The organism is Bacteroides sp. OM05-10AA, from assembly GCF_003439055.1.
GTDB lineage: Bacteria > Bacteroidota > Bacteroidia > Bacteroidales > Bacteroidaceae > Bacteroides > Bacteroides intestinigallinarum.
On the sequence record NZ_QSUR01000004.1, the window covers coordinates 67,094 to 86,794 of the forward strand.

The following is a 19,701-nucleotide window of genomic DNA, read 5'->3' on the forward strand; positions in this document are numbered from 1 at the left end:
CATTTGTATTTTGCATCCATTCTTTTGCACTAAGGCGATAACTGAACAACCCCAATTTTAATTGTGCCGAATTCGACACAATTAAAATTGGGGTTGTTCAGCTTCTCCCAAATACCTAGAAATTCTACAGTGTTTCGATTCCTAAGCCTATTCGAGAAGAAGAATACAAAGGTAAGTACCTTACAATAGAAACAGACAAAAGAAAAACAATTCCGTTAATAAGCTCTCAACCCATAATCGAATCTCATCTTCTTGCTATCTTTCACTTCGATTTTCAACAGATTGTTTCCTTTTCGCAAATAACGGCTATAATCACTGATATTATATTGATTGTACTGCCTGGTCTGTTTTGCCTCCTGTGCAAAGACTTCCACTCCATTCAACCACACTTTTGCTTCTCCGGCAACATTCAGCCATAAAGACAGATGGTTGAAGTCCTTATCTACATTAAAAGTAGCTTCAGATACTATTGTGGAACGAGGGGGACATTCGAAAGGCAAAGAAGTCATTTTCAGTTCCTGACCGTTCACACTTACAAGGCGGGTATTCTTGCTTCCGTTCTGGCTGTCCGCAATCAAAGTAACAGCTTTCACGGGGGTGATTTCATACAAACGATTGTGCATCAGGTGCAACAAGCCTTCCGGTATTTTAGTCACTTTCCGGTCATAAGTAATCAAGCCGTTCACTTCCCCTTCCACATCGGTAGTTTGTGTATAGACTGCCGCACTCAATCCCTGGGCAATCAGCGTTTCCAAATCATATAACAGGCGACCATAGCTATCAATCAATGCCATTGCCCCGTCGATATTCTTATACCCCCAGTTTCTCATATTCGGATTCCAGATATGCTCCTTAATCGCCCAGCCATAACCGCCGAACTCTCCCAATACGGAAATACGGTTACCGTTATTCTCCGGCAGAATCATGGAAGTGACAGGATAATTATGCACGTCGTACATATCGCCTACGCCTCTATCCGTCCATCCGGTCACTCCGTTTATCAGACGTGTATCGTCGTACTTAATCACTTTATTCACGATTTCCACCGTATTGTGCTGTCCCCATCCTTCATTGAATACAACCCAAGTAGTGATACAGGGATAGAAACGGAGACGATCAATCATCTCGAACATTTCTTTTTGCCATTGCCGGGTATGCTCTTCAGGAGCATTCCAATCAGTAGTAGCCAGCGGATTGACATGTTCCTCCTTCTTCCTTGACGTAGCAAAACCGGATACCATATCCTGCCACATCATCAGACCGAGAGAGTCGGCGTAATAATAATACTGTTCCGGCTCCACCTTGATATGTTTACGGATCATATTAAATCCCATCTTCTTCAACTGCACCATGTCCCACAGCATCGCTTCCTCGGAAGGAGGAGTCAGCAATCCATCGGGCCACCAGCCTTGATCGAGCGGACCGTATTGGAAGATGGGTTGATTATTCAGGCAAATACGATTATATCCGCACTCATCTTTCCGCACATCTACTTTTCTCAAAGCAAAATAACTCTTTACCTGATCTAAAACACGCCCTCCATTGGATAAGGAAATATTCAGATGATACAGTTTCGGAGATTCCGGAGACCATAAGACAGCATCCGGAACATCTATCTCAATCGCATCACGCAACTTCTGTTCCACTGTCTTGATTACTTTGCCATCATCCAACACTTCTATTTTTACCTCTTCATTACCTTTAGCTCCGGCTATGTCGAAGTTCAGCTTTACGGACTTCTTTTCAATATCAGTGGAAGGAAGCACCTGACGGATATAAGTTTTATCTACCGCTTCCAGCCAGACTGTCTGCCAAATACCCGATACGGGTGTATACCAAATTCCCTCCTGATTGAGTTGTTGCTTGCCACGGGAAATAGATTCCGTATCTGTCGGATCGGTTACAGCTACCTCAATGCTTTGAGGTCCGCTTTTCTTCAAAAACTTAGTAATATCAAACGAGAACGGATTATTCCCTCCTTTATGCGTGCCGGCCAACCGGTTATTCACCCACACCTGACATTCATAATCCACCGCTCCGAAATGCAGAATAGTAGATTTATTCTTCCAGGAAGGATTTAGTGTGAACTCACGTTGATACCATAGTTTATCCGTAGGAAGAAATGTTTTCTGCACCCCGGACAGTGACGATTCAATCGCAAACGGGACGAGAATCTCTCCCTCAAAGGAAACATTCTTCCGGACCGTGTTCTGATCCGTTACGGCATATTTCCACAATCCATTCAGATTGATCCATTCTGCCCGTTGCAACTGCGGTCTGGGATAACTTTGCCACACATTTTCCGGCGTCACCTGTTCAACCCATACTGTTTTGATTTTGTCTCCTTTAGGCTCCCATGCATGGGCAAACACCTGCGACATGGCTCCTAAAGCCAGAGTAAATAAGATTCTCTTATCCATAAGCGTTAGCGGGTTTTATATTCTTTAAAATCTTTCCGTCGATTCTTATTGTAGGTATTCCACATTTTCTGGAAATACAAGACATCGCTCTTGTCTGCCCATTCGAAATAGGCCGTTTCCAGTTCTTTTGCCATTTCAGGATATTTACCGATCAGGTTGTGTTGCTCGGTACGGTCTTCCCTGATATTGTACAATTCCCATTCATCTCCCTTAAAATTGGCCGAAACCAGCTTCCAGTCACCTTTACGCACCATGCGGTTGCCTTCATGCTCTGCATAGATATACCTTTCGGGCATCTTCTTTCCTTTCACAATCGGGAGGATGGATTTACCTGCCGTAGGCAGAATCGCTCTTCCCTGATATTCTTTCGGATAAGTGGCTCCTGCCAGTTCCACACAGGTAGACATGATATCGGAGAATTGTGCAGGCTGATGATCCAGTCCGCCTTTGTTCTTCACCTGATTACCCCAGGAAATGATGCATGGGGTTGAGATACCTCCTTCGTGAGCATAATGTTTATACAGCGTGAACGGTGTGCAACAAACATTCGCCCAGCCTGTGCCGTAATGATGATAAGTTCCGGGTAAGCCCATCTGGTCGAGTTCGGCTCCCGTATGCGTATGATATTCGACTCCGGTCTGTTTGTCAAAACCAAATTCGTGCCATTCGGCACAAGCTCCGTTATCGGACATAAACATGATAAATGTATTGTCCAACTCACCGTTCTTTTTCAACTCATCCACTACCCGGCCGATATTCGCGTCCATCACATCCACCATCGCTGCAAAAATGGACATACGACGTGCCAGGTCGGTCTGCTGATCTTTCGTCAATGAGTCCCATGCCGGTAACGGATGCGTTTCATCTTCAAACAGACTTTCGGGAACCACGCCGCGCGGACTAAGTTCCGGTTTGCCTTGCATCAGTTTCAGGTCAACAATCCGTTTCCAACGTGCGTCACGAATCTTGTCCCATCCCTGCATATAGAGAGACATATATTTATCGGTCACTTCTTTCGGTGCGTGCAAAGGAAAATGGGGAGCATTATAAGCCAGATACAGGAACAGCGGTTTCTTTTCCTGATGTGCCTGGTCGATGAAGTCAATCGCATAATCCGTTATCACATTCGTTGCATAGAAAGTTCCTTCTTCATAGTGTCTGGGGGTACGGTCTTTCGGCAAACGGGTATATACTTCCGGATTCCAGAAAGAATTGAATCCACCCAACAATCCGTAATACTCTTGGAAACCACGAAGAATTGGGTTCGACTTGTTCCCCAGATGCCATTTTCCCGACATAGCCGTAAAATATCCGGCGTCTTTCAAGACTTCCGCAATCGTGACATTATCTGAATTGGAACGGAATCCCGAATATCCCTTCGGCCATGCAGGGTGACTGCCATCCATGTGTCCCAGTCCTGTTTGATGAGGATAAAGTCCCGTCAACAGGTTGGCACGGGACGGGCAACTGCGTGCACTGTTGTACATCTGCGTCATCCGGACACCATTCTTTGCCAGTTTATCCAGTACCGGTGTATGAATCTCACCACCGAAGCAGCCGAGATCGGAGAATCCCAGGTCATCCGCCAGTATGATAATAATATTCGGCTTGTCCTGCGCGTAAGTCATCGGGACCAGAGCCAAACTGCCTGCTATCAATAAAGAAGTTTTCATTTGGTATTATAATTAAAGTTGGGTTTGAATTTACCATTCTCATAGATCATCGGAATCAATCCGGGACGACACGTTACCTTATACTCTGCCGCCTGCGCCCCACGCGGATTGAAGAACATGGTAGCCCACCAGTTTCCATTCTTATCCTGGAAAAGATTGTTGTGTCCTCCTCCCGTGATGGCATTGTAGCGTTCGCTGTAGGGACCATACACATTATCAGCGGTCGATATGATGCAATCATAGCTATAACGAGTTTTCGGCGAGGTCACTCCTTTCTTCTCAACATAGGTATCTCCCTCTGACGTACGGTGCGACCATATAGCCTGTACCAGGTGATACTTGTTATCGTATTTGAAGATAAACGCGCCTTCGACATACGGTTCCGGATTAAATTTCTTCTCTTTCAAGGTTTTCAATTCCTCGGCGAAACCGCTCATATCCGGTTTCATGCGGGCGATGTAATGGTTGTGCCCGACAAAATAGACCGTACCGTCCGTATCTTCAAACAGACTTCCGTCGATGTTCGGAAAGATGGCTTTGTCTTTATTCCCCTCGATATTCTCGTATGGGCCTTCCGGCTTTCCGGTCTTACTCCGCAGGATGAAAGAACCTCTTCCGCCTGCCGACTCATTCATGCAGGCAACGATAAACCAGTTCTTCACACTTTTGATATAATGCATTTCCGGAGCCCATACAGCATGGAAACGGTTGTCCATCGGATCACCGTTGATGGATTTTTTCTGATATTTCTCTCCTGCTTTATATACTTTCGGCTTCTTTTGCCAAGTGCCGTCTTTTTCCATCGACCATATATGCCCCATAGCTTCCCAAGACTTCATGTCTTTGGAACGCCACAGGTACAAACCGTCGTTCCAGTCCCAACAATGTCTCTGTCCCGGAAAATGTCGATCGGGGGTAGAGGTGGTTCCTGTGATATAATAATAGCCGTCGGGCCCCAGTGTAGCCCAGGTGTCCCTCATCCAATAATCAAATGCCGGCTTTACAGATTTCGGAACACGTAGTTCCGGAGCGTTTGTATTTGCCGTTCCATATAACTGCGCTGATGCTGTACAGATGGAAATAAATCCTGTAAGCAAGATCAATCCTAATCGTCCAATCAATTTCATATATTCCTGTTTTATGTTTACGTATTCTTCCTATTTAAGATAGTTAAATGGGTTCTGTTTAAAATGATAGCGTCTTTGCGGAAGGGGTAGTGGGTCCTGCAAACGTAATTCCCATGCCAGCAACCGAGTCAGAAGTTCCGTTTGAATTTCGCTATATTTCTTCTCGCCAAACAGATTATGAACTTCCGAAGGGTCTTTCTTCAAGTTATAAAGTTCACCCTTTCCATAATGATTCATTACCAGTTTCCAGTCATCCTTTCTTATCATGCGTGAAGTGCCGCTTTGTGTCCAAGTGTTCAGTTCGTCAAAGTGGGCTATCTTGCCGGGAGTCAATGCGCCTTCCTGCTCGAAAGTCAGGGAAGCGTCCAGTCCGACGTCAGCTCCGCCGAAGCCTTGTTGAACCACCATGCTGGAGAATTCTTCTTTGGGATAAGCCTTCCCGGTCAACATCGGCCACAAGCTACGTCCCTGAACGCCTGCCGGTATTTTGGCACCGATGGCAGAGCAGAAGGTGGGGAAAAGGTCGGCTATCGACACATGGCCATCCATAGGTGCAGGCTGATTCTTGATCTGATAGCCTGCCCATACCATCGGAATACGTGCCAAGCTCTCGGAGAGTCCGGCTCCTTTACGGATTAATCCGTATTCTCCCCAATAATCACCGTGGTCGGAGAGTACAACAAAGATGGTATTTTCATATTGTCCGCTGGCTTTCAATGATTCGATCAATCTTTTGATCTGATCGTCTATCAACCGGATCATTCCGATATAATTGGCACGGATTCGGGGCAGGTCCTGTTCCAGATTGGGGCAGGATGCATCTTCCAGTTCTGCCAGAACACGGTATTTCTCTCCTTTCTTTGCCAAATCCTTGCGTGATGTCTTCAATACGGGAAGTTTGTCGGGCGAGAACATGGAGTAATAGGGTTCGCATACCTGATAAGGGTTGTGGGGTTCCGGGAAGGATACCCATACGAAGAAAGGATTTTCTTTCTGTTTCTCAATCCATGCCAGTGCTTCGTTCACGATTTTGGTGGGATGCTGCTCTTCCAGGGAGATTGGAGAGGGTTCCAGCCATTGGCCTCTGGCTTGCTGATTCAGGAAACGGGCAGTTTCTTTCTCGGCGGGAGTCGCCTTTTTGTTCTTTCCCCAGTGTCCGTATTCAGACCAAAAGTCCAGGTCGGCAGGTTTCAGGTAAGCATGATTCTTGCCCACCAATGCTGTCTGATATCCGTTTTCTTTCAATACTCCTACCAAATCCTGTTGATAGAAGATGTCGGGAATATTGTGGTTCGTACGTACGTGAGTGGCAGAAGGGAAACGTCCGGTGAACATGGAACAACGAGCCGGAGAACTGGCCGGCATCACAGTATATGCCTTGTTGAACCATACATTCTCCTGTGCCAGTTGGTCTACATAAGGAGTCACTTCCAAAGGAAAACCCTCCCTGCCGCACAAGTCAGCACGTTGCTGGTCGGTCATAATGACCACAATATTCGGTTTGCCGGTTTGTGCTGTGGCTGACATAGCCAGCCCCTGTATGGCAAGTCCTGTAATACAAAAGAGTGTATTTTTCATTTTTGCTTCTTTTAATTTCCTATTTATGTAAACCTCATATTCTTTTGTTTAAATCTCTCATATCCGCTTATTGAATCTTATGGTTCTCCTATTTAAAACGGTACACAGTCATAGAAGCGGCTTCCAGTTCGAGCGGTTTGTTCAGGTCTAGTCCGACTTCAGTCTCCACCGGTTTGATTTCATTCGGAGTAGCCGGTGTATTTTCTTTTCCCGGAACCAGTACCAGGCTTGTCTTATGAGCCTTGACCGGACGTTTGAAACCGGAGACTTCCGGCTGCAAAGTGACTTTCTTATCCTGCAGGTTTATCAGTTTCAGAATATATTGCTTGCTGGCCGTATCATATCCCATTGTCACAAAGATATTCTGTATACCTTCCATATCTTTAATCGCTGCATCCAAGCACACATCAAACGTGTGATCCCTGAACATCTTTGCCAGATAGAAGAAAGAAGTCTTTACGCTACTGTCCACTCCGTTAATCAACATCGGCAGGAAAATACGGTGTTCCAGGAAATCCCAATGCCTCATCACCGGACGTTCGGCAAACAGAGGATTCAAATCGCCGTTACGCTCTATTGACATACGGATTGCCCCGGTAGCCAACAGATTATAAGGGTATTTTCCACTGATTCCCAATTCACCGATAAATAAATCAGCGACGCCTCGTTTATAGTTATCAAAACGATAATGCTGTTGACAGGCCCATTCAATCGAATTATAGTAATGTTCATCGAACACCTTTACATTTTTCGGGTTGATAAAATTGGCAATATCTTTCCGTTTGTCGTCATTCTCCCTCCCCACTACCCGGATAACGCTATTAGCGATATAAATCAAATCGGGATATTTAGCAGACAATGCCTGATAGATCTTTTCATAACGTTCCCAATACACAGGTCCGAAATCTTCATTACCGATCTCGACATATTTTAATGGGAAAGGGGCCGGATGGCCGTTCTTCGCACGTTCGGCTCCCCACTTCGTAGTCGTATCGCCAATAGCATACTCTATGGCATCCAACGCATCCTGAATATATGCATCCAAATCGACGTCAATATGCCTGAAGTTCCATTGCGGACTTTGCTTTACCCAACCGCTGCAAATCATGCCCGTAGGCATGACATACATCGCATCGGCCCCCACATATTCGCATAATTCATAAAACTCATGATAACCGATTCCGTCGGTACGGTAATAAGGCGCCCATTTACTCCACTGGCCCGGACGGTTTTCAATCGGCCCGAGTGTTTTCTTCCAGTGATACATTGTTTCTTCATTGACTCCATGTACAATGCATCCACCCGGAAAACGGATAAAACTGGGAGCAAACTCTTTCAGATTTTGAACAATGTCTTTACGAAATACGGATTTCCCCTCGTTCCAGGTATCGGACGGGAACAGGGAAACAACATCTATCTGAAATTGTCCTTTCGACATAGGCTGAATAGCAAGCATTCCGCGCTGGACATTCTTTTCCGGTTTCAGTTCGCCCGTATATTTTGTCCAGTTCCGGTTTCCGACGTTCACTTCAACAACGTTGCTCACTTTACAACCCAGTTCATCGACCAGAAAGACCCGTAATGGAGCGGAATAATTTCTGTTTTTCAGGAACAGGGAAAGCCGGTAGGACGTATCTGTGTTCAAATTCATTCCATAATATCCCCGGTTGAGAATCATAGCATCCGGATGATTGGCAATATCCTCCGTAACATTCACCAGCATTGAATACTTGTTTTCCTCACTCATCGAATCTTCCTCCGTGCGACTGACAAACACAGGTGCATAAGATAACGGATAAGTCGTCCATCCAATCAACGGATCGGCCTGAAACACTTTCTTCTCTTTAACACGGGGAGCCGGAACATTTTCATACAGCCCGTTCTTTACTGATAACCCGGCAGGCGGTGTTGCTTCTTCAAACGAACGGTTACGTATCAGTTCGGCGTGCAGGGCGCCCTCACCCATCATTCCTATTTCCTCATAATGGAAACCGTACTTTACGGGAGCCACTTTGCGGGTTTTCGATTTATTGATGTACAATGTTCCATCGGATGAAGACGGAAAAGAACTATTCGCATATACCAGAGGTAATGTGAAGAACAGACCGATACCCAACGTAAGGGATTTTAATGTCGGATGATTCATAGCATTGTGTTTTTAGAGTTTCACATTGCAAATGTGGTCTTTTCTATCCAAGAAAAACAGAAAAATAATGCTTAATACCTGCAATCATGTATAAAAATCAGCTGCCGGACAACAATCTGAACATGAGTGCTGTCCGTTTGAACAATCCTACGACTGTTCCAAACAAAAAAAGACGTATCTTTGGTCATGAAATTAAATTCGTAAAGCCATGAGAACCACCGCCCTTAAAATCGTCCTCTCCTTTAGTCTCGTGCTCTTAAACGCCAGCCTGTCGACGGGACAGATACAATATAATAATATACGCTTCAAACAGCTAAGCATAGCCGAAGGACTCCCGCATAATACGATCAATGCGATTACCCAGGACAATCACGGATTCATCTGGTTCGGCACACGCAACGGCTTGTGCCGCTTCGACGGTTATAATATTAACCTGTTTGCACACAATGAGGCCGACAGTACCTCGCTCTGCCACGACTTTATCACCCGTCTGTATAACGACTCGCTGCGCAATGTTCTATGGATCTCCACCGACCAGGGTATTTGCAGCTACGACTACCGGACGGAAGATTTTACCCGTTATCGGATTAAAGGAAATACCAAAGATGATGTTTGTTTCCTGAACACCAGCGACGGGATGCTCCTGGCGGCCTGTAGCAACGGACTCTACCGTTACAATGAACAGGACAGCCTGTTCGTCCCTTTTCTGCTTAATGAAGAGAAACCTTATGTGAGGTATTTTGCAGAAGACGGAGATAAAACCCTGTGGATAGACACCAACAAAGGACTGATGCGATACAGTCTGGAAAAGAAACAGTTCGTTTCGCTCCCTACCCTGATCCAGCCTTTTGCACATCAATGTAACAATGCCGTGTTGATCTCGTCCAACCAACTTTTATTCAATACCAATAATGACTTCTTCGTTTATCACATACAAAGCAACACCCTGTGCAATCTCTCCAAAGACCTGGAAGTAAAAGATTTCCGGTGTGCGTCAACCGACCATACCGGGAATATATGGGTAGGAACGGAGTATGGCATCTTCGTGTTCAATAAACTTTACCAACTGATTGCACACTACGAACAATCCGAACGGGATTTAAGTGCCCTGAACGATTCGCCCATTTACAGTCTTTATCAGGACAAGGCTCATAATATGTGGGTGGGAACCTATTTCGGAGGAGTCAACTATTATATATTCGGCTCCGACCAGTTCCAAATATATCCATACGGAGGCAGTTTCAATCATTTGAGTGGAAAAGCAGTCCGCCAGATTATCAATGCGCCGGACAACGGATTGTACATCGCCACGGAGGATGGCGGATTGAATTACCTGAACAGTAAAAAAGAGATTACCCGCGCCGAACGGCTTCACAAACAGATGCAAATCTACGCCAAGAACATACACTCTCTATGGCTCGACAAAGATAACAGCCTATGGCTCGGACTGTTCCTGAAAGGAGCTCTTCACTATATACCGCATCTGAACCGTACGGTGGACTATAATCTATTATCGGAAGAGGTTTCATCCGGCTTCTGCATCATCGAAGACAAGAACGAGCACGTTTGGTACGGGGGGCCTTCAGGCTTATTCCTGATCGACAAGAAAAAAGCCAATGCCCGGCCGGAAAAGATTTCACCGCTCCGTGTGTTTAACCTGGTACAATTCAATGACAGCATACTTTGGGCAGGAACCCGAAAAGGCAGTATGTTCCAGATAAATACCCGTACGCTGAAAGTTACCTCACTCCCTATCTTGCCGCACACCGATCTCTATGTAACCTATATCTACCCCGATTCACACCAACGGATATGGATAGGGACAGACAACAACGGGCTTTATGTATCAGACCGCAACGGAAGCATCATCGCTTCTTACAGCAAAGAGCAACTCGGCTCCAATGCCATTAAAGGCATCATAGAAGATGAAATGAACAACATCTGGGTAGGAACCGGAAGCGGGCTCTGCTGCATCAATCCACAGACGGAAAATATCGACCGCTATACCACAGCCGACGGACTGCCGATTAACCAGTTCAACTACTCCTCCGCCTGCAAGAAGCCCGACGGAGAGCTGTATTTCGGAACCATCAACGGTATGATTTCTTTTTATCCGGAACAGGTACGCTCCGTCAATCCTCATTTCAATATTGCCCTGACTGCTATATGGAGCAACAGCGAATATATGTCGCCCAACAACGAGAAAGCGTCCATTCCGTCCTCCATCTCCGAACTGACAGAAATTACCCTGACACATGACCAGGCCCAATCCCTGCGTCTCGAATATTCCGGACTGAATTATCAATATACCTACAACACTCAATATGCCATGAAAATGGAAGGCATCGACAAGGACTGGCAGTTTGTGGGCAACCAGCATCAGGTACGCTTTTCAAACCTACCTTCAGGAAGGTATATCTTAAAGATCAAAGCCAGCAAAGACGGTATTCACTGGGACGAAACGGGACAAAAAGACCTTGCCATCAGAATCCTTCCACCCTGGTGGCTATCGCCGGGAGCGTATTTTGTATATGCATTGCTCTCCTTATTAATCATCTACGCCGCCTACCGGTATACTAAAACGCGTATCATCCTGCTCATGCGACTGAAAACGGAACATGAACAGCGTGTCAACATGGAGAACATGAATCAACAGAAAATAAATTTCTTCACATACATCTCCCATGATCTGAAAACACCATTAACCCTGATTTTATCACCTCTACAACGATTGATCCAGCAGCCGCAGATTAGTAACAACGACAAGGAGAAACTGGAAGTCATCTACCGTAACGCCAACCGGATGAATTATCTGATTAACGAACTATTGACATTCAGTAAAATCGAAATGAAACAGATGCATATCAGCGTCCGTAAAGGAGATATCATGCACTTTCTGGAGGAGCTCTCCCATATCTTCGACATCGTAGCCGGAGAACGGGAAATCGACTTTATCGTCAGTCTGGAAGATACCAAAGAAGAAGTTTGGTTCTCGCCTTCCAAACTGGAACGGATTCTTTATAATTTGCTCTCGAACGCATTTAAATACACACAACCCGGCGGATACGTCAGATTGAGCGCCAAACTGATTAAAGAGGAGAAAGAAACCATGGTTCAAATCTCCGTCAAGGACAGCGGCAGAGGAATTCCCAAAGACGTTCAGGAACAAATATTCGAGAGCTACTACCAGGTCGAAAAACGCGACCACCGCGAGGGATTCGGCTTGGGACTTTCGCTCACTCGTTCGCTCATCCACATGCATAAAGGAGAAATACGGGTAGAGAGCGAGGTCAACAAAGGTTCGGACTTTATCGTCACCCTGAACGTATCGGAGGATGCCTACGCACCCGACGAACGCTCTTCCGAAAACATCACGACAGAAGAAATACAAAAATACAACCAGCGAATCAAGGAGACAATCGAACTCATCCCCGAAAAGCTGACCAACAAAGAGAAAGACTCCGGCAGAGAATCTATCATGATTGTGGAGGATAATAAAGAGATGAATGATTACCTCGCCAGTATATTCGGTGAGAAATATGACATCATACGTGCCTACAACGGAGCGGAAGCCTGCAAGAAGATAGCCAGACAACTGCCGAATCTGATTATATCGGACTTAATGATGCCGGTGATGGACGGACTGGAATTCACGGAACGCGTCAAGCAAGATGTAACGACCAGTCATATCCCCGTCATCCTGCTGACTGCCAAGACGGATGAAAACGACCATACAGAAGGCTATCTGCGGGGAGCGGACGCCTATATCACCAAACCTTTCAACGCCAAGAACCTGGAGTTGCTGGTACAGAATATCCAAAAGAGCCGGAAACAGAATATTGAGCACTTCAAACAGGCGGAGGAACTGAACATCAAGCAAATCACCAACAATCCACGGGATGAGGTGTTTATGAAAGAACTGGTAGAACTGATTATGGCGAACCTCACCAAGGAAGATTTTGGAGTAACTGAAATCACAGCCCATCTCCGCATCAGCCGTAGTCTGCTGCACATGAAACTGAAATCACTCACGGGATGCTCCATCACACAGTTTATACGTACCATCAAGATGAAGGAAGCCAAAACCCATTTACTGAACGGCATGAATGTTTCCGAAGCTTCATTCGCTGTCGGTATATCAGACCCGAACTACTTTACAAAATGTTTCAAAAAGGAATTTAATATCACTCCGACAGAGTTTCTCAAGCAATTGAAGTAATTCACCGGAACTGGCACTTGTAAATCTCCTTATACTCTACAAAGTTTGAAAAAGAATACGTAACTTTGTAGTAATTATGAGTGACACTTCCCGAAGGTATGACTATCGAACAATTATTAGGTGACCACGCTTCACAACCTCGGAATCGCCTTATCGCCGAAACTTTTTACCGTGCTGGATTTATTGAATCATGGGGACGAGGTATTCATAAAATTTATGAGGGTATGACGAAAGCAGGGCTCCGCAAACCGGAGTTTATAAATGAAGCCGGTGGCGTTACACTTATCATATATAGACCTAACATAATTAAGAACGATGACCCTTTAAATGACCCTTTAAAACTATCATCATTAGAGAAAGATATATTAAAATTGATAGTAAAAGATAATCAGTCAACATATGATAATCTAGCCATATCTTTATCTGTTTCCAGTGCTACGATCAAGAGAACATTCCGCAACTTAAAAGTGAATGGCTGCATTATTCGAAAAGGCTCGAAAAAGATAGGTTATTGGATGATAACAGAAAAAGGAAAATCTATTCTAAAGTAGAGTCGTAAGCTAACTTAAGCGATATAAACCTAACAGAATATCTAAAAATATCACCGGTAATCAGCCTGCAACATCGTTGATTCAGCTAATTACCGGCGACAGATAGACACCTATAATCGACTAATACCTACTTTCTACCATTCCTGAAAGCGTAAATCGGCTTCCGGATTCTGACGACGAATCAGTTCTTCATTGACCTGATAAGTAACGCCGCCTTTCGTATATTTATAAGAAAGCGTAAACTTAGGCTGTTTCCCTACAAATTCCAGTGATTCGGCTGCAGGATCTAATGTGGCGGATGCATCTGCGATAGCGACACTTCCCCCGGCCTCGATAGTAACACTTCCATCTGAATTGACTGTCAGATTCACCGATTCATTGTTTTCCAACGTTTGTCCGAAGCCCGGTCTGCGTACCTTGTTTCGGCCTAATGAAACAAAGTCGCGGGTCATATTCTGACTCAAATCCTTGTTATTGTATTCAGTCACCTGCTGGGTGGATAAGTTGGTTACTTTCCCTTTCACAAAGTAGGTGCCGTGATACTGGCTGACAAACTTGACAACTACAATACTGTAATCCTTCAAATTGCCATTCACGTCGGTACTTACTTCATCCTGATTGTGATCGACCAACCGGAAAGGGATGGCATAATGCTTATCCAAAGCGGCATCGTCATTATAAAAAGCATCGGAGAAAGTCACTTTCACATCTGCGATTGCCAGGTTCGGGTTGCTGATCGTCATCTTGTTCGGATTAGCCAACTGATAATAGTTTTCCGGCATTAGTGTCAAGCCCGTACCATCCAATAAAGACGGATCGATCTCGAATGTAGCCCAATCATCGGTATGCACTTCTCTTTTGCCGCCAATGGCCACTCCTACCTTTATCGACATATCTGTGTCGGCTACCAGTGTCCGCAAAGGTTTCTGCGAAGCAAAGTACACCGCACTCTTATCGTAGTCCTTTTCATAATCGTCATAACAAGCAGTCATCAGAACGCTTATCAGCCCTATCCATAATATATTTAGTTTCTTCATTGTAAATAAGTATTTATATCAACCACACGTTATTCCCAACCCTGATTATTAATTAGATTCTTATTCTTTTCCAACTCTGAATATGGCAGCGGAGTGAAATAGTTTTTCACTTCATATTTCCGTTGCTCCACCTTCTGCACTTTGAAGCTGAATGTACCGTCTTCATTGCGGGTGACGGCAACTCCTTCCACCTCTTCGTTCAACGGCAATACCCAGCGCCGCATATCAAAATAGCGATGATTCTCGAAAGCAAACTCCAAGCGGCGTTCATTCTGAATCAGCTTTCTGAACGAATCCTTACTTTGGGCTACTTCATCCAGATAAAGATCAAAGTTAATGCCTCCTGCCTGCAAACGGATTGTTTTCATTATTTCATAAGCAGAATACAGACATCCCTCCCCTTTCACCGTCGGGTTGCCCCATGCCTCATTGGCAGCTTCGGCAAAGTTAAGAAGAACTTCCGATTTCCGTAATAAAGGATTGTAATGAACCGAATTTAACGTCTGGATCGGATTCAGCATAGCCGATTTCTTGGATACGAATTTAGCCAGATAATAACCGGAACGTGTAGCATTCTCGCTAAACGACGGGGAATCTTTTCCACCCTCGGACATATCCAGTGACTGACCGGAATCACCAAATGTAGCACTGTGGTAATAAACATTCAATGCAAAACGATTATCCAGTACGGCATAGAGCTGCATCATATCAAAGTCTGGATCAGACAAGTCGATACCCGAACGGACGTCGGTTGCCGGATAACCGTTCTTCGCATAAAAAGCCTTTACCAGATTATGAGAAGGAGTAGCACGGGCACTTCCATAATAAAATGGCGGGAAATGAAAACCCTCCAGCAGATTGTTATTAAAATACCTGCGGAAAGCATAATCGGAACTTTCCGTCTGGACATCGGCTATGGAAGAAGCCGTGACAGGAACAAAAGTACCGAAACCTTCCATACCCAGAATCTTATTAATCTCTTTAGCTACCGCTTCCCATTTTGCCTGGTAAACTGTAGGGTTCAGTATTTCGAATTGTCCCATACCGGTAATCTTCGTCACGTCATCGTCCTGCATGGCTGGGCTGGCACTGTATAAAAGCGCACGGCTTTTCAGAACAGCCGCAGCAGCTTTCGTGGCACGCCCAATTTGTGTATTACCAAACTCCAGGTCATCTCCCTGATAAGCGTTCGGCAACAGTTCGATGGCATTATTCAAATCGTTTACGATAAAATTGACTGTTGCCTGATATGTAGGACGGAGAAATTCACCATTCTGCGCAGCTTCTTCCTGCGAGATAAAATGATCTGCCAACGGAATACCTAATGCTTTTCCATTCTTCCCCTTTCCACCGTACATCTTCAATAGTTCGAAATGCCACCATGCACGCAGGAAATACGATTCACCTTTCAGACGTAACTTGATTTGCTTGTCCACTTCCGTGTCGGTACGGTTGTACTGCACCTGGTCGGTCAAGCCGTTTTCGAGGAAAGAATTTACATAGTTCAGCATGTTGTATGCATTGCTCCAGTTTCCAATCGGATTGTTAAACGCTGTCATACCACCCATACTTAATTTATAGACAGAAGAGCTACGCAAATTGGTCATTGCATTATCAGTAGCACAATCCAAAAAGTTATCTTCAAAGCAATCCGGACGATTGGCTATGCCATTATAAGCTTTATATAGTACGCCTTGAGCAAGCTCCGGGACTCTCCATGTATCGGAGTCTCCGATCTGCCACGTCACCTTGGTATCCAATGTGTCGTCACAAGCACAAAAGAGAAACAGACCTGCTAAAACGCAACTTCCTAATATATGTTTCATATTGCCATCTATTAATTGTTCAAAATTAAAATACAAAAGAGACTCCACCTGTAAAGCTACGTGTCACCGGGTAGTTGGTCACACCGGCATTCAGCAGTTCAGGATCCAGATCCTTCACGGAAGAAAGCACGAACAAGTTAGCACCACGGGCAAAAACCTTGATCTTCTTCACTACCGAACTCGGAGAGAACTGATTGAACGTATAGCTCAACTCGACATTCTTCATACGGAAGAAACTTGTATTCTCCAGCCAGAAGGAAGAATTACGGAAGTTGTTCTCACCGGCAGTCGTCGTCAGACGAGGATAGCTTCCGGTCGGGTTGTTTACCGGATGGTAACGGTCTAATGCCAGTTTGGAGTATTTACTTTCTCCGTTGTTCCAATAATAGGCATTCGTTGCCCAGGTGTGAACACCCAGTTCGGAGTATCCCTGAAGATACAAGCCCCAACCTTTGTAGCTTACACTGAAGTCGATACCCAGTGTAGTGCGCGGGAATGAGTTTCCAAGTTCTTTCACATCACGACCATCGATAACCTTATCACCATTCAGATCCCGGTAGGCGATGTCACCCTCCTGATAATCGGCAAATGTCTGGGTTGCATGTCCGTTGATAGCTACGTCTTTACCAAATAATCCTTCGGCAACCAATCCCATCATAGCATCGGTAGAGCGTCCTACGGTGTAGCGGTATTCTTCACCATGTTTCACCTGATTCCATTTCAGTACTTTGTTCTTTGACCATACGAAATTGGCTCCTACCGAGTAAGACCAGTCGTTGACGCGGTCGCTCCAGGTGAACATTCCTTCTATACCGTGATTCAGGACAGAACCCATGTTATCCTGGTAAGTAAAGTTGCCTGTATAATCCCCGTAAGATGCATCGACAGAACCAATGATGTCTGTATGTTTTTCACGGAAATAGTTTATTTCGGTATATAAGCGGTTGTTCAGGAACAGACCTTCCACACCGATATTCCATTCTGCCGCCTTTTCCCATTTCAGGTTCGGATTGCCTGCACGGACAAAAGTAGAATAGTAAGCCGTAGCACCGTTGTTCGTTGTTCCGAACCGGAAACTGCCGTCCTGTGCCCAGGCACGTTCATACAATAAATGTTCCGTGCTTCTGTCATATCCCAGAATACCGGCACTCGTTTTCAGTTTCAGGAAGTTCACGTATTCATTGTCTTTCAGGAAATCTTCATTGCTTAGAATCCAAGCAAGACCACCCGCAGCAGAGAAGAAATATTTGTTTCCCGGTTTGAAACGGTTGCTTCCCATCAATGCCATATCGGCTTCCACAGCATAACGGTGGTCGTACATATAGTTCAGGCGCAATGCGTAGTTGGCATTGATGATGTCCTGGGTCACTCCCTGATTGGTTGTTTTCGAGTACATATAAGTCAGGCGTGCCGATACATCGTGTTTTTGATTGAATGTATTCTCATAACCGGCAAAAGCATTCCATCCCAATGTCTGTTGCAAGGTAGTCGACTTCCGGCTTTGTGAAGTGGCTACATCTGTTTTCTTCATCTGGGTGTACATAATTTGTTCCTCACCGGCAAAGTCACGGTATGTCTTGATGGCATACGTCGGATAGACTTTGCTCAAAGAGAGTTGTAAGTAATCATAGTTGTCGAAAGAAAGGAAAGCACCGGCTTTCAATCCTTTTGTCAGCATATCAAGATCAAATTTCAAACCGATATTGGTCTGGCTGCGTGTATAGCGTTCGTCTGTATATCCTCCGTACATGGTTTCCGCATAAGCATTCATCGGCTGCCGGAGACTTGCACCGAATAAAGGAATCCCGTCCGAACCGCCTGCCAGTCCGGTTTCTTCCGGTGACATTGTCAGCGGGTATTCATTCGGACGATGAGTAGACAAGGCCGTAAATACCTGTCCGCAGTCCAGTTGCCCCCATTTACGCATTTCCATACGTCCGGCCACGTCTGCAGATATAGTCAGGAAATCCGTTACGTTGAAGTCGAGGTTTCCGCGAAGCGTCAGGCGGTGCAATTGCGGAGTATAGGTGACGTCTTCAAATCCGCTACCTCCTACATATCCGGCAATCAAAGCATAACGCACTCTGTCGGTACCTCCCGTCATATCGAACGATACTTTCCGATAATTGGCATTTTTTTTCAACAACTGATCGTACAGATCAACGTTCGGATACAGCAGATCATTGGCTCCTTTGGAGTTTTTATATCCTTCCAGTTGTTTTTGGTTATAGTAAGGAGTCAGTCCATCGTTTGCACGCGCTTCATTATACAGATTAGCATACTGATAAGAATTCAGGAAATCAGGAGTACGTGTCATCTGTACTACACCCACTTCGGCAGTAGCATTATAAATGCGGCGGTTGGCCTTTCCCCTGCGGGTAGTCACCCAAAGTACCCCATTCGCTGCACGTGCCCCGTAAAGAATCTTGGCAGTGGCATCTTTCAGCAACTCGATGCGTTCGATTTCTTCAGGAATCAAATCCGCTGCCGGACGTTCCACACCGTCAATAATAACGATAGCCGTATTTTCCGACATACCATGCTGACCACGGATAAATAAATCAGGCGTATTGTTTCCCAATCCGCTGACTGTGGAGCGAACTTGAAGACCTAACATTTTACCTTGCAACATATTAGTCAGCGTCAAATCAGGGAAGGTTCCGAATTGTCCGTTCTCCAGTACGCTCGTTGCGCCTACTTCATTCCCTTTATACGTCTTGCCACCATCGGCTCTGTTCACCAGCGATTCTTCGGTTAGGAACAGGGGTTCTTTCTTCAGAACAATCTTTTCAGGCACTATATTGCTGCCCGACAGTTTATACACTTTATCTTCATATCCCAAAGCCTCCACCATGACGGTTGCATCATTCTCCACTTTCGTCTGAAAACGTCCCTTTGCATCTGTATATAGAACGACTGCACCTTCTCCACAAATGATAGAAACATTCTTCAACGGGCTACCTTTCTCGTCGGTAACAATAGAAACTATTTCCACCAGAGGCTTCTTCACCGACTTTCTCTTTGATTTATTTTGTGCGAAAGTCAGGCTAGAGCCAACGATAAGGACAAATATGAGCCCTATCAGTCTTATATATCTAATCTTGTTTCTCATATACTTTTCTTT

General features: G+C 45.1%; 10 protein-coding genes. 2 read left to right on the plus strand and 8 right to left on the minus strand.

Annotated features, from left to right (window positions below; translation table 11 throughout):
• Positions 1-215: 215 nt before the first annotated feature.
• The 5 genes from DXB58_RS04340 to DXB58_RS04360 form a co-directional block, all read right to left on the minus strand.
• The gene (locus tag DXB58_RS04340) at positions 216-2,420 is read right to left on the minus strand and encodes a glycoside hydrolase family 2 protein (RefSeq protein ID WP_122136015.1); all 2,205 of its coding nucleotides are present in this window, start codon (positions 2,418-2,420) and stop codon (positions 216-218) included.
• A 5-nt stretch (positions 2,421-2,425) separates the two neighbouring features.
• The gene (locus tag DXB58_RS04345) at positions 2,426-4,093 is read right to left on the minus strand and encodes an arylsulfatase (RefSeq protein ID WP_009001277.1); all 1,668 of its coding nucleotides are present in this window, start codon (positions 4,091-4,093) and stop codon (positions 2,426-2,428) included.
• Positions 4,090-5,220, minus strand: a complete 1,131-nt coding sequence (locus DXB58_RS04350) for a family 43 glycosylhydrolase (RefSeq protein ID WP_122136016.1) — start codon at positions 5,218-5,220, stop codon at positions 4,090-4,092. The genes DXB58_RS04345 and DXB58_RS04350 overlap by 4 nt, the downstream gene beginning before the upstream one ends.
• Before the next feature lie 30 nt (positions 5,221-5,250).
• On the minus strand, positions 5,251-6,798 hold the full coding sequence (locus DXB58_RS04355) for a sulfatase (RefSeq protein WP_122136017.1): 1,548 nt from the start codon (positions 6,796-6,798) through the stop codon (positions 5,251-5,253).
• Positions 6,799-6,886: 88 nt separating this feature from the next.
• Positions 6,887-8,944 (minus strand): alpha-L-arabinofuranosidase C-terminal domain-containing protein, encoded by a 2,058-nt coding sequence (locus DXB58_RS04360; protein WP_122136018.1) that lies wholly within the window; start codon positions 8,942-8,944, stop codon positions 6,887-6,889.
• Between the two features lie 208 nt (positions 8,945-9,152).
• Between DXB58_RS04360 and DXB58_RS04365 the strand changes: the two genes are divergently transcribed.
• On the plus strand, positions 9,153-13,163 hold the full coding sequence (locus tag DXB58_RS04365; protein ID WP_122136019.1) for a two-component regulator propeller domain-containing protein: 4,011 nt from the start codon (positions 9,153-9,155) through the stop codon (positions 13,161-13,163).
• Between the two features lie 98 nt (positions 13,164-13,261).
• A complete protein-coding gene (locus DXB58_RS28095) occupies positions 13,262-13,714 on the plus strand; it encodes an ATP-binding protein (protein WP_147338716.1) in 453 nt (150 codons plus the stop codon).
• Positions 13,715-13,848: 134 nt separating this feature from the next.
• Here DXB58_RS28095 and DXB58_RS04375 read toward each other — a convergent pair whose 3' ends face one another.
• The 3 genes from DXB58_RS04375 to DXB58_RS04385 are packed head-to-tail and all read right to left on the minus strand — an operon-like array spanning position 13,849 to position 19,689.
• Complete coding sequence (locus DXB58_RS04375) at positions 13,849-14,751, minus strand: BT_3987 domain-containing protein (RefSeq protein WP_117933254.1); 903 nt, start codon at positions 14,749-14,751, stop codon at positions 13,849-13,851.
• A gap of 29 nt (positions 14,752-14,780) precedes the next feature.
• Complete coding sequence (locus DXB58_RS04380) at positions 14,781-16,577, minus strand: RagB/SusD family nutrient uptake outer membrane protein (RefSeq protein ID WP_009001284.1); 1,797 nt, start codon at positions 16,575-16,577, stop codon at positions 14,781-14,783.
• A gap of 25 nt (positions 16,578-16,602) precedes the next feature.
• Complete coding sequence (locus DXB58_RS04385) at positions 16,603-19,689, minus strand: SusC/RagA family TonB-linked outer membrane protein (protein ID WP_122136021.1); 3,087 nt, start codon at positions 19,687-19,689, stop codon at positions 16,603-16,605.
• Between the last annotated feature and the right edge of the window lie 12 nt (positions 19,690-19,701).

What these genes read in the sequence shown, in the direction of transcription:
- DXB58_RS28095 (WP_147338716.1), top strand. Translation starts at nt 13,262, where the DNA reads ATGACTATCGAACAATTATTAGGTGACCACGCTTCACAACCTCGGAAT.
- DXB58_RS04340 (WP_122136015.1), bottom strand. Translation starts at nt 2,420, where the DNA reads ATGGATAAGAGAATCTTATTTACTCTGGCTTTAGGAGCCATGTCGCAG.
- DXB58_RS04385 (WP_122136021.1), bottom strand. Translation starts at nt 19,689, where the DNA reads ATGAGAAACAAGATTAGATATATAAGACTGATAGGGCTCATATTTGTC.
- DXB58_RS04380 (WP_009001284.1), bottom strand. Translation starts at nt 16,577, where the DNA reads ATGAAACATATATTAGGAAGTTGCGTTTTAGCAGGTCTGTTTCTCTTT.
- DXB58_RS04365 (WP_122136019.1), top strand. Translation starts at nt 9,153, where the DNA reads ATGAGAACCACCGCCCTTAAAATCGTCCTCTCCTTTAGTCTCGTGCTC.
- DXB58_RS04345 (WP_009001277.1), bottom strand. Translation starts at nt 4,093, where the DNA reads ATGAAAACTTCTTTATTGATAGCAGGCAGTTTGGCTCTGGTCCCGATG.
- DXB58_RS04375 (WP_117933254.1), bottom strand. Translation starts at nt 14,751, where the DNA reads ATGAAGAAACTAAATATATTATGGATAGGGCTGATAAGCGTTCTGATG.
- DXB58_RS04350 (WP_122136016.1), bottom strand. Translation starts at nt 5,220, where the DNA reads ATGAAATTGATTGGACGATTAGGATTGATCTTGCTTACAGGATTTATT.
- DXB58_RS04355 (WP_122136017.1), bottom strand. Translation starts at nt 6,798, where the DNA reads ATGAAAAATACACTCTTTTGTATTACAGGACTTGCCATACAGGGGCTG.
- DXB58_RS04360 (WP_122136018.1), bottom strand. Translation starts at nt 8,944, where the DNA reads ATGAATCATCCGACATTAAAATCCCTTACGTTGGGTATCGGTCTGTTC.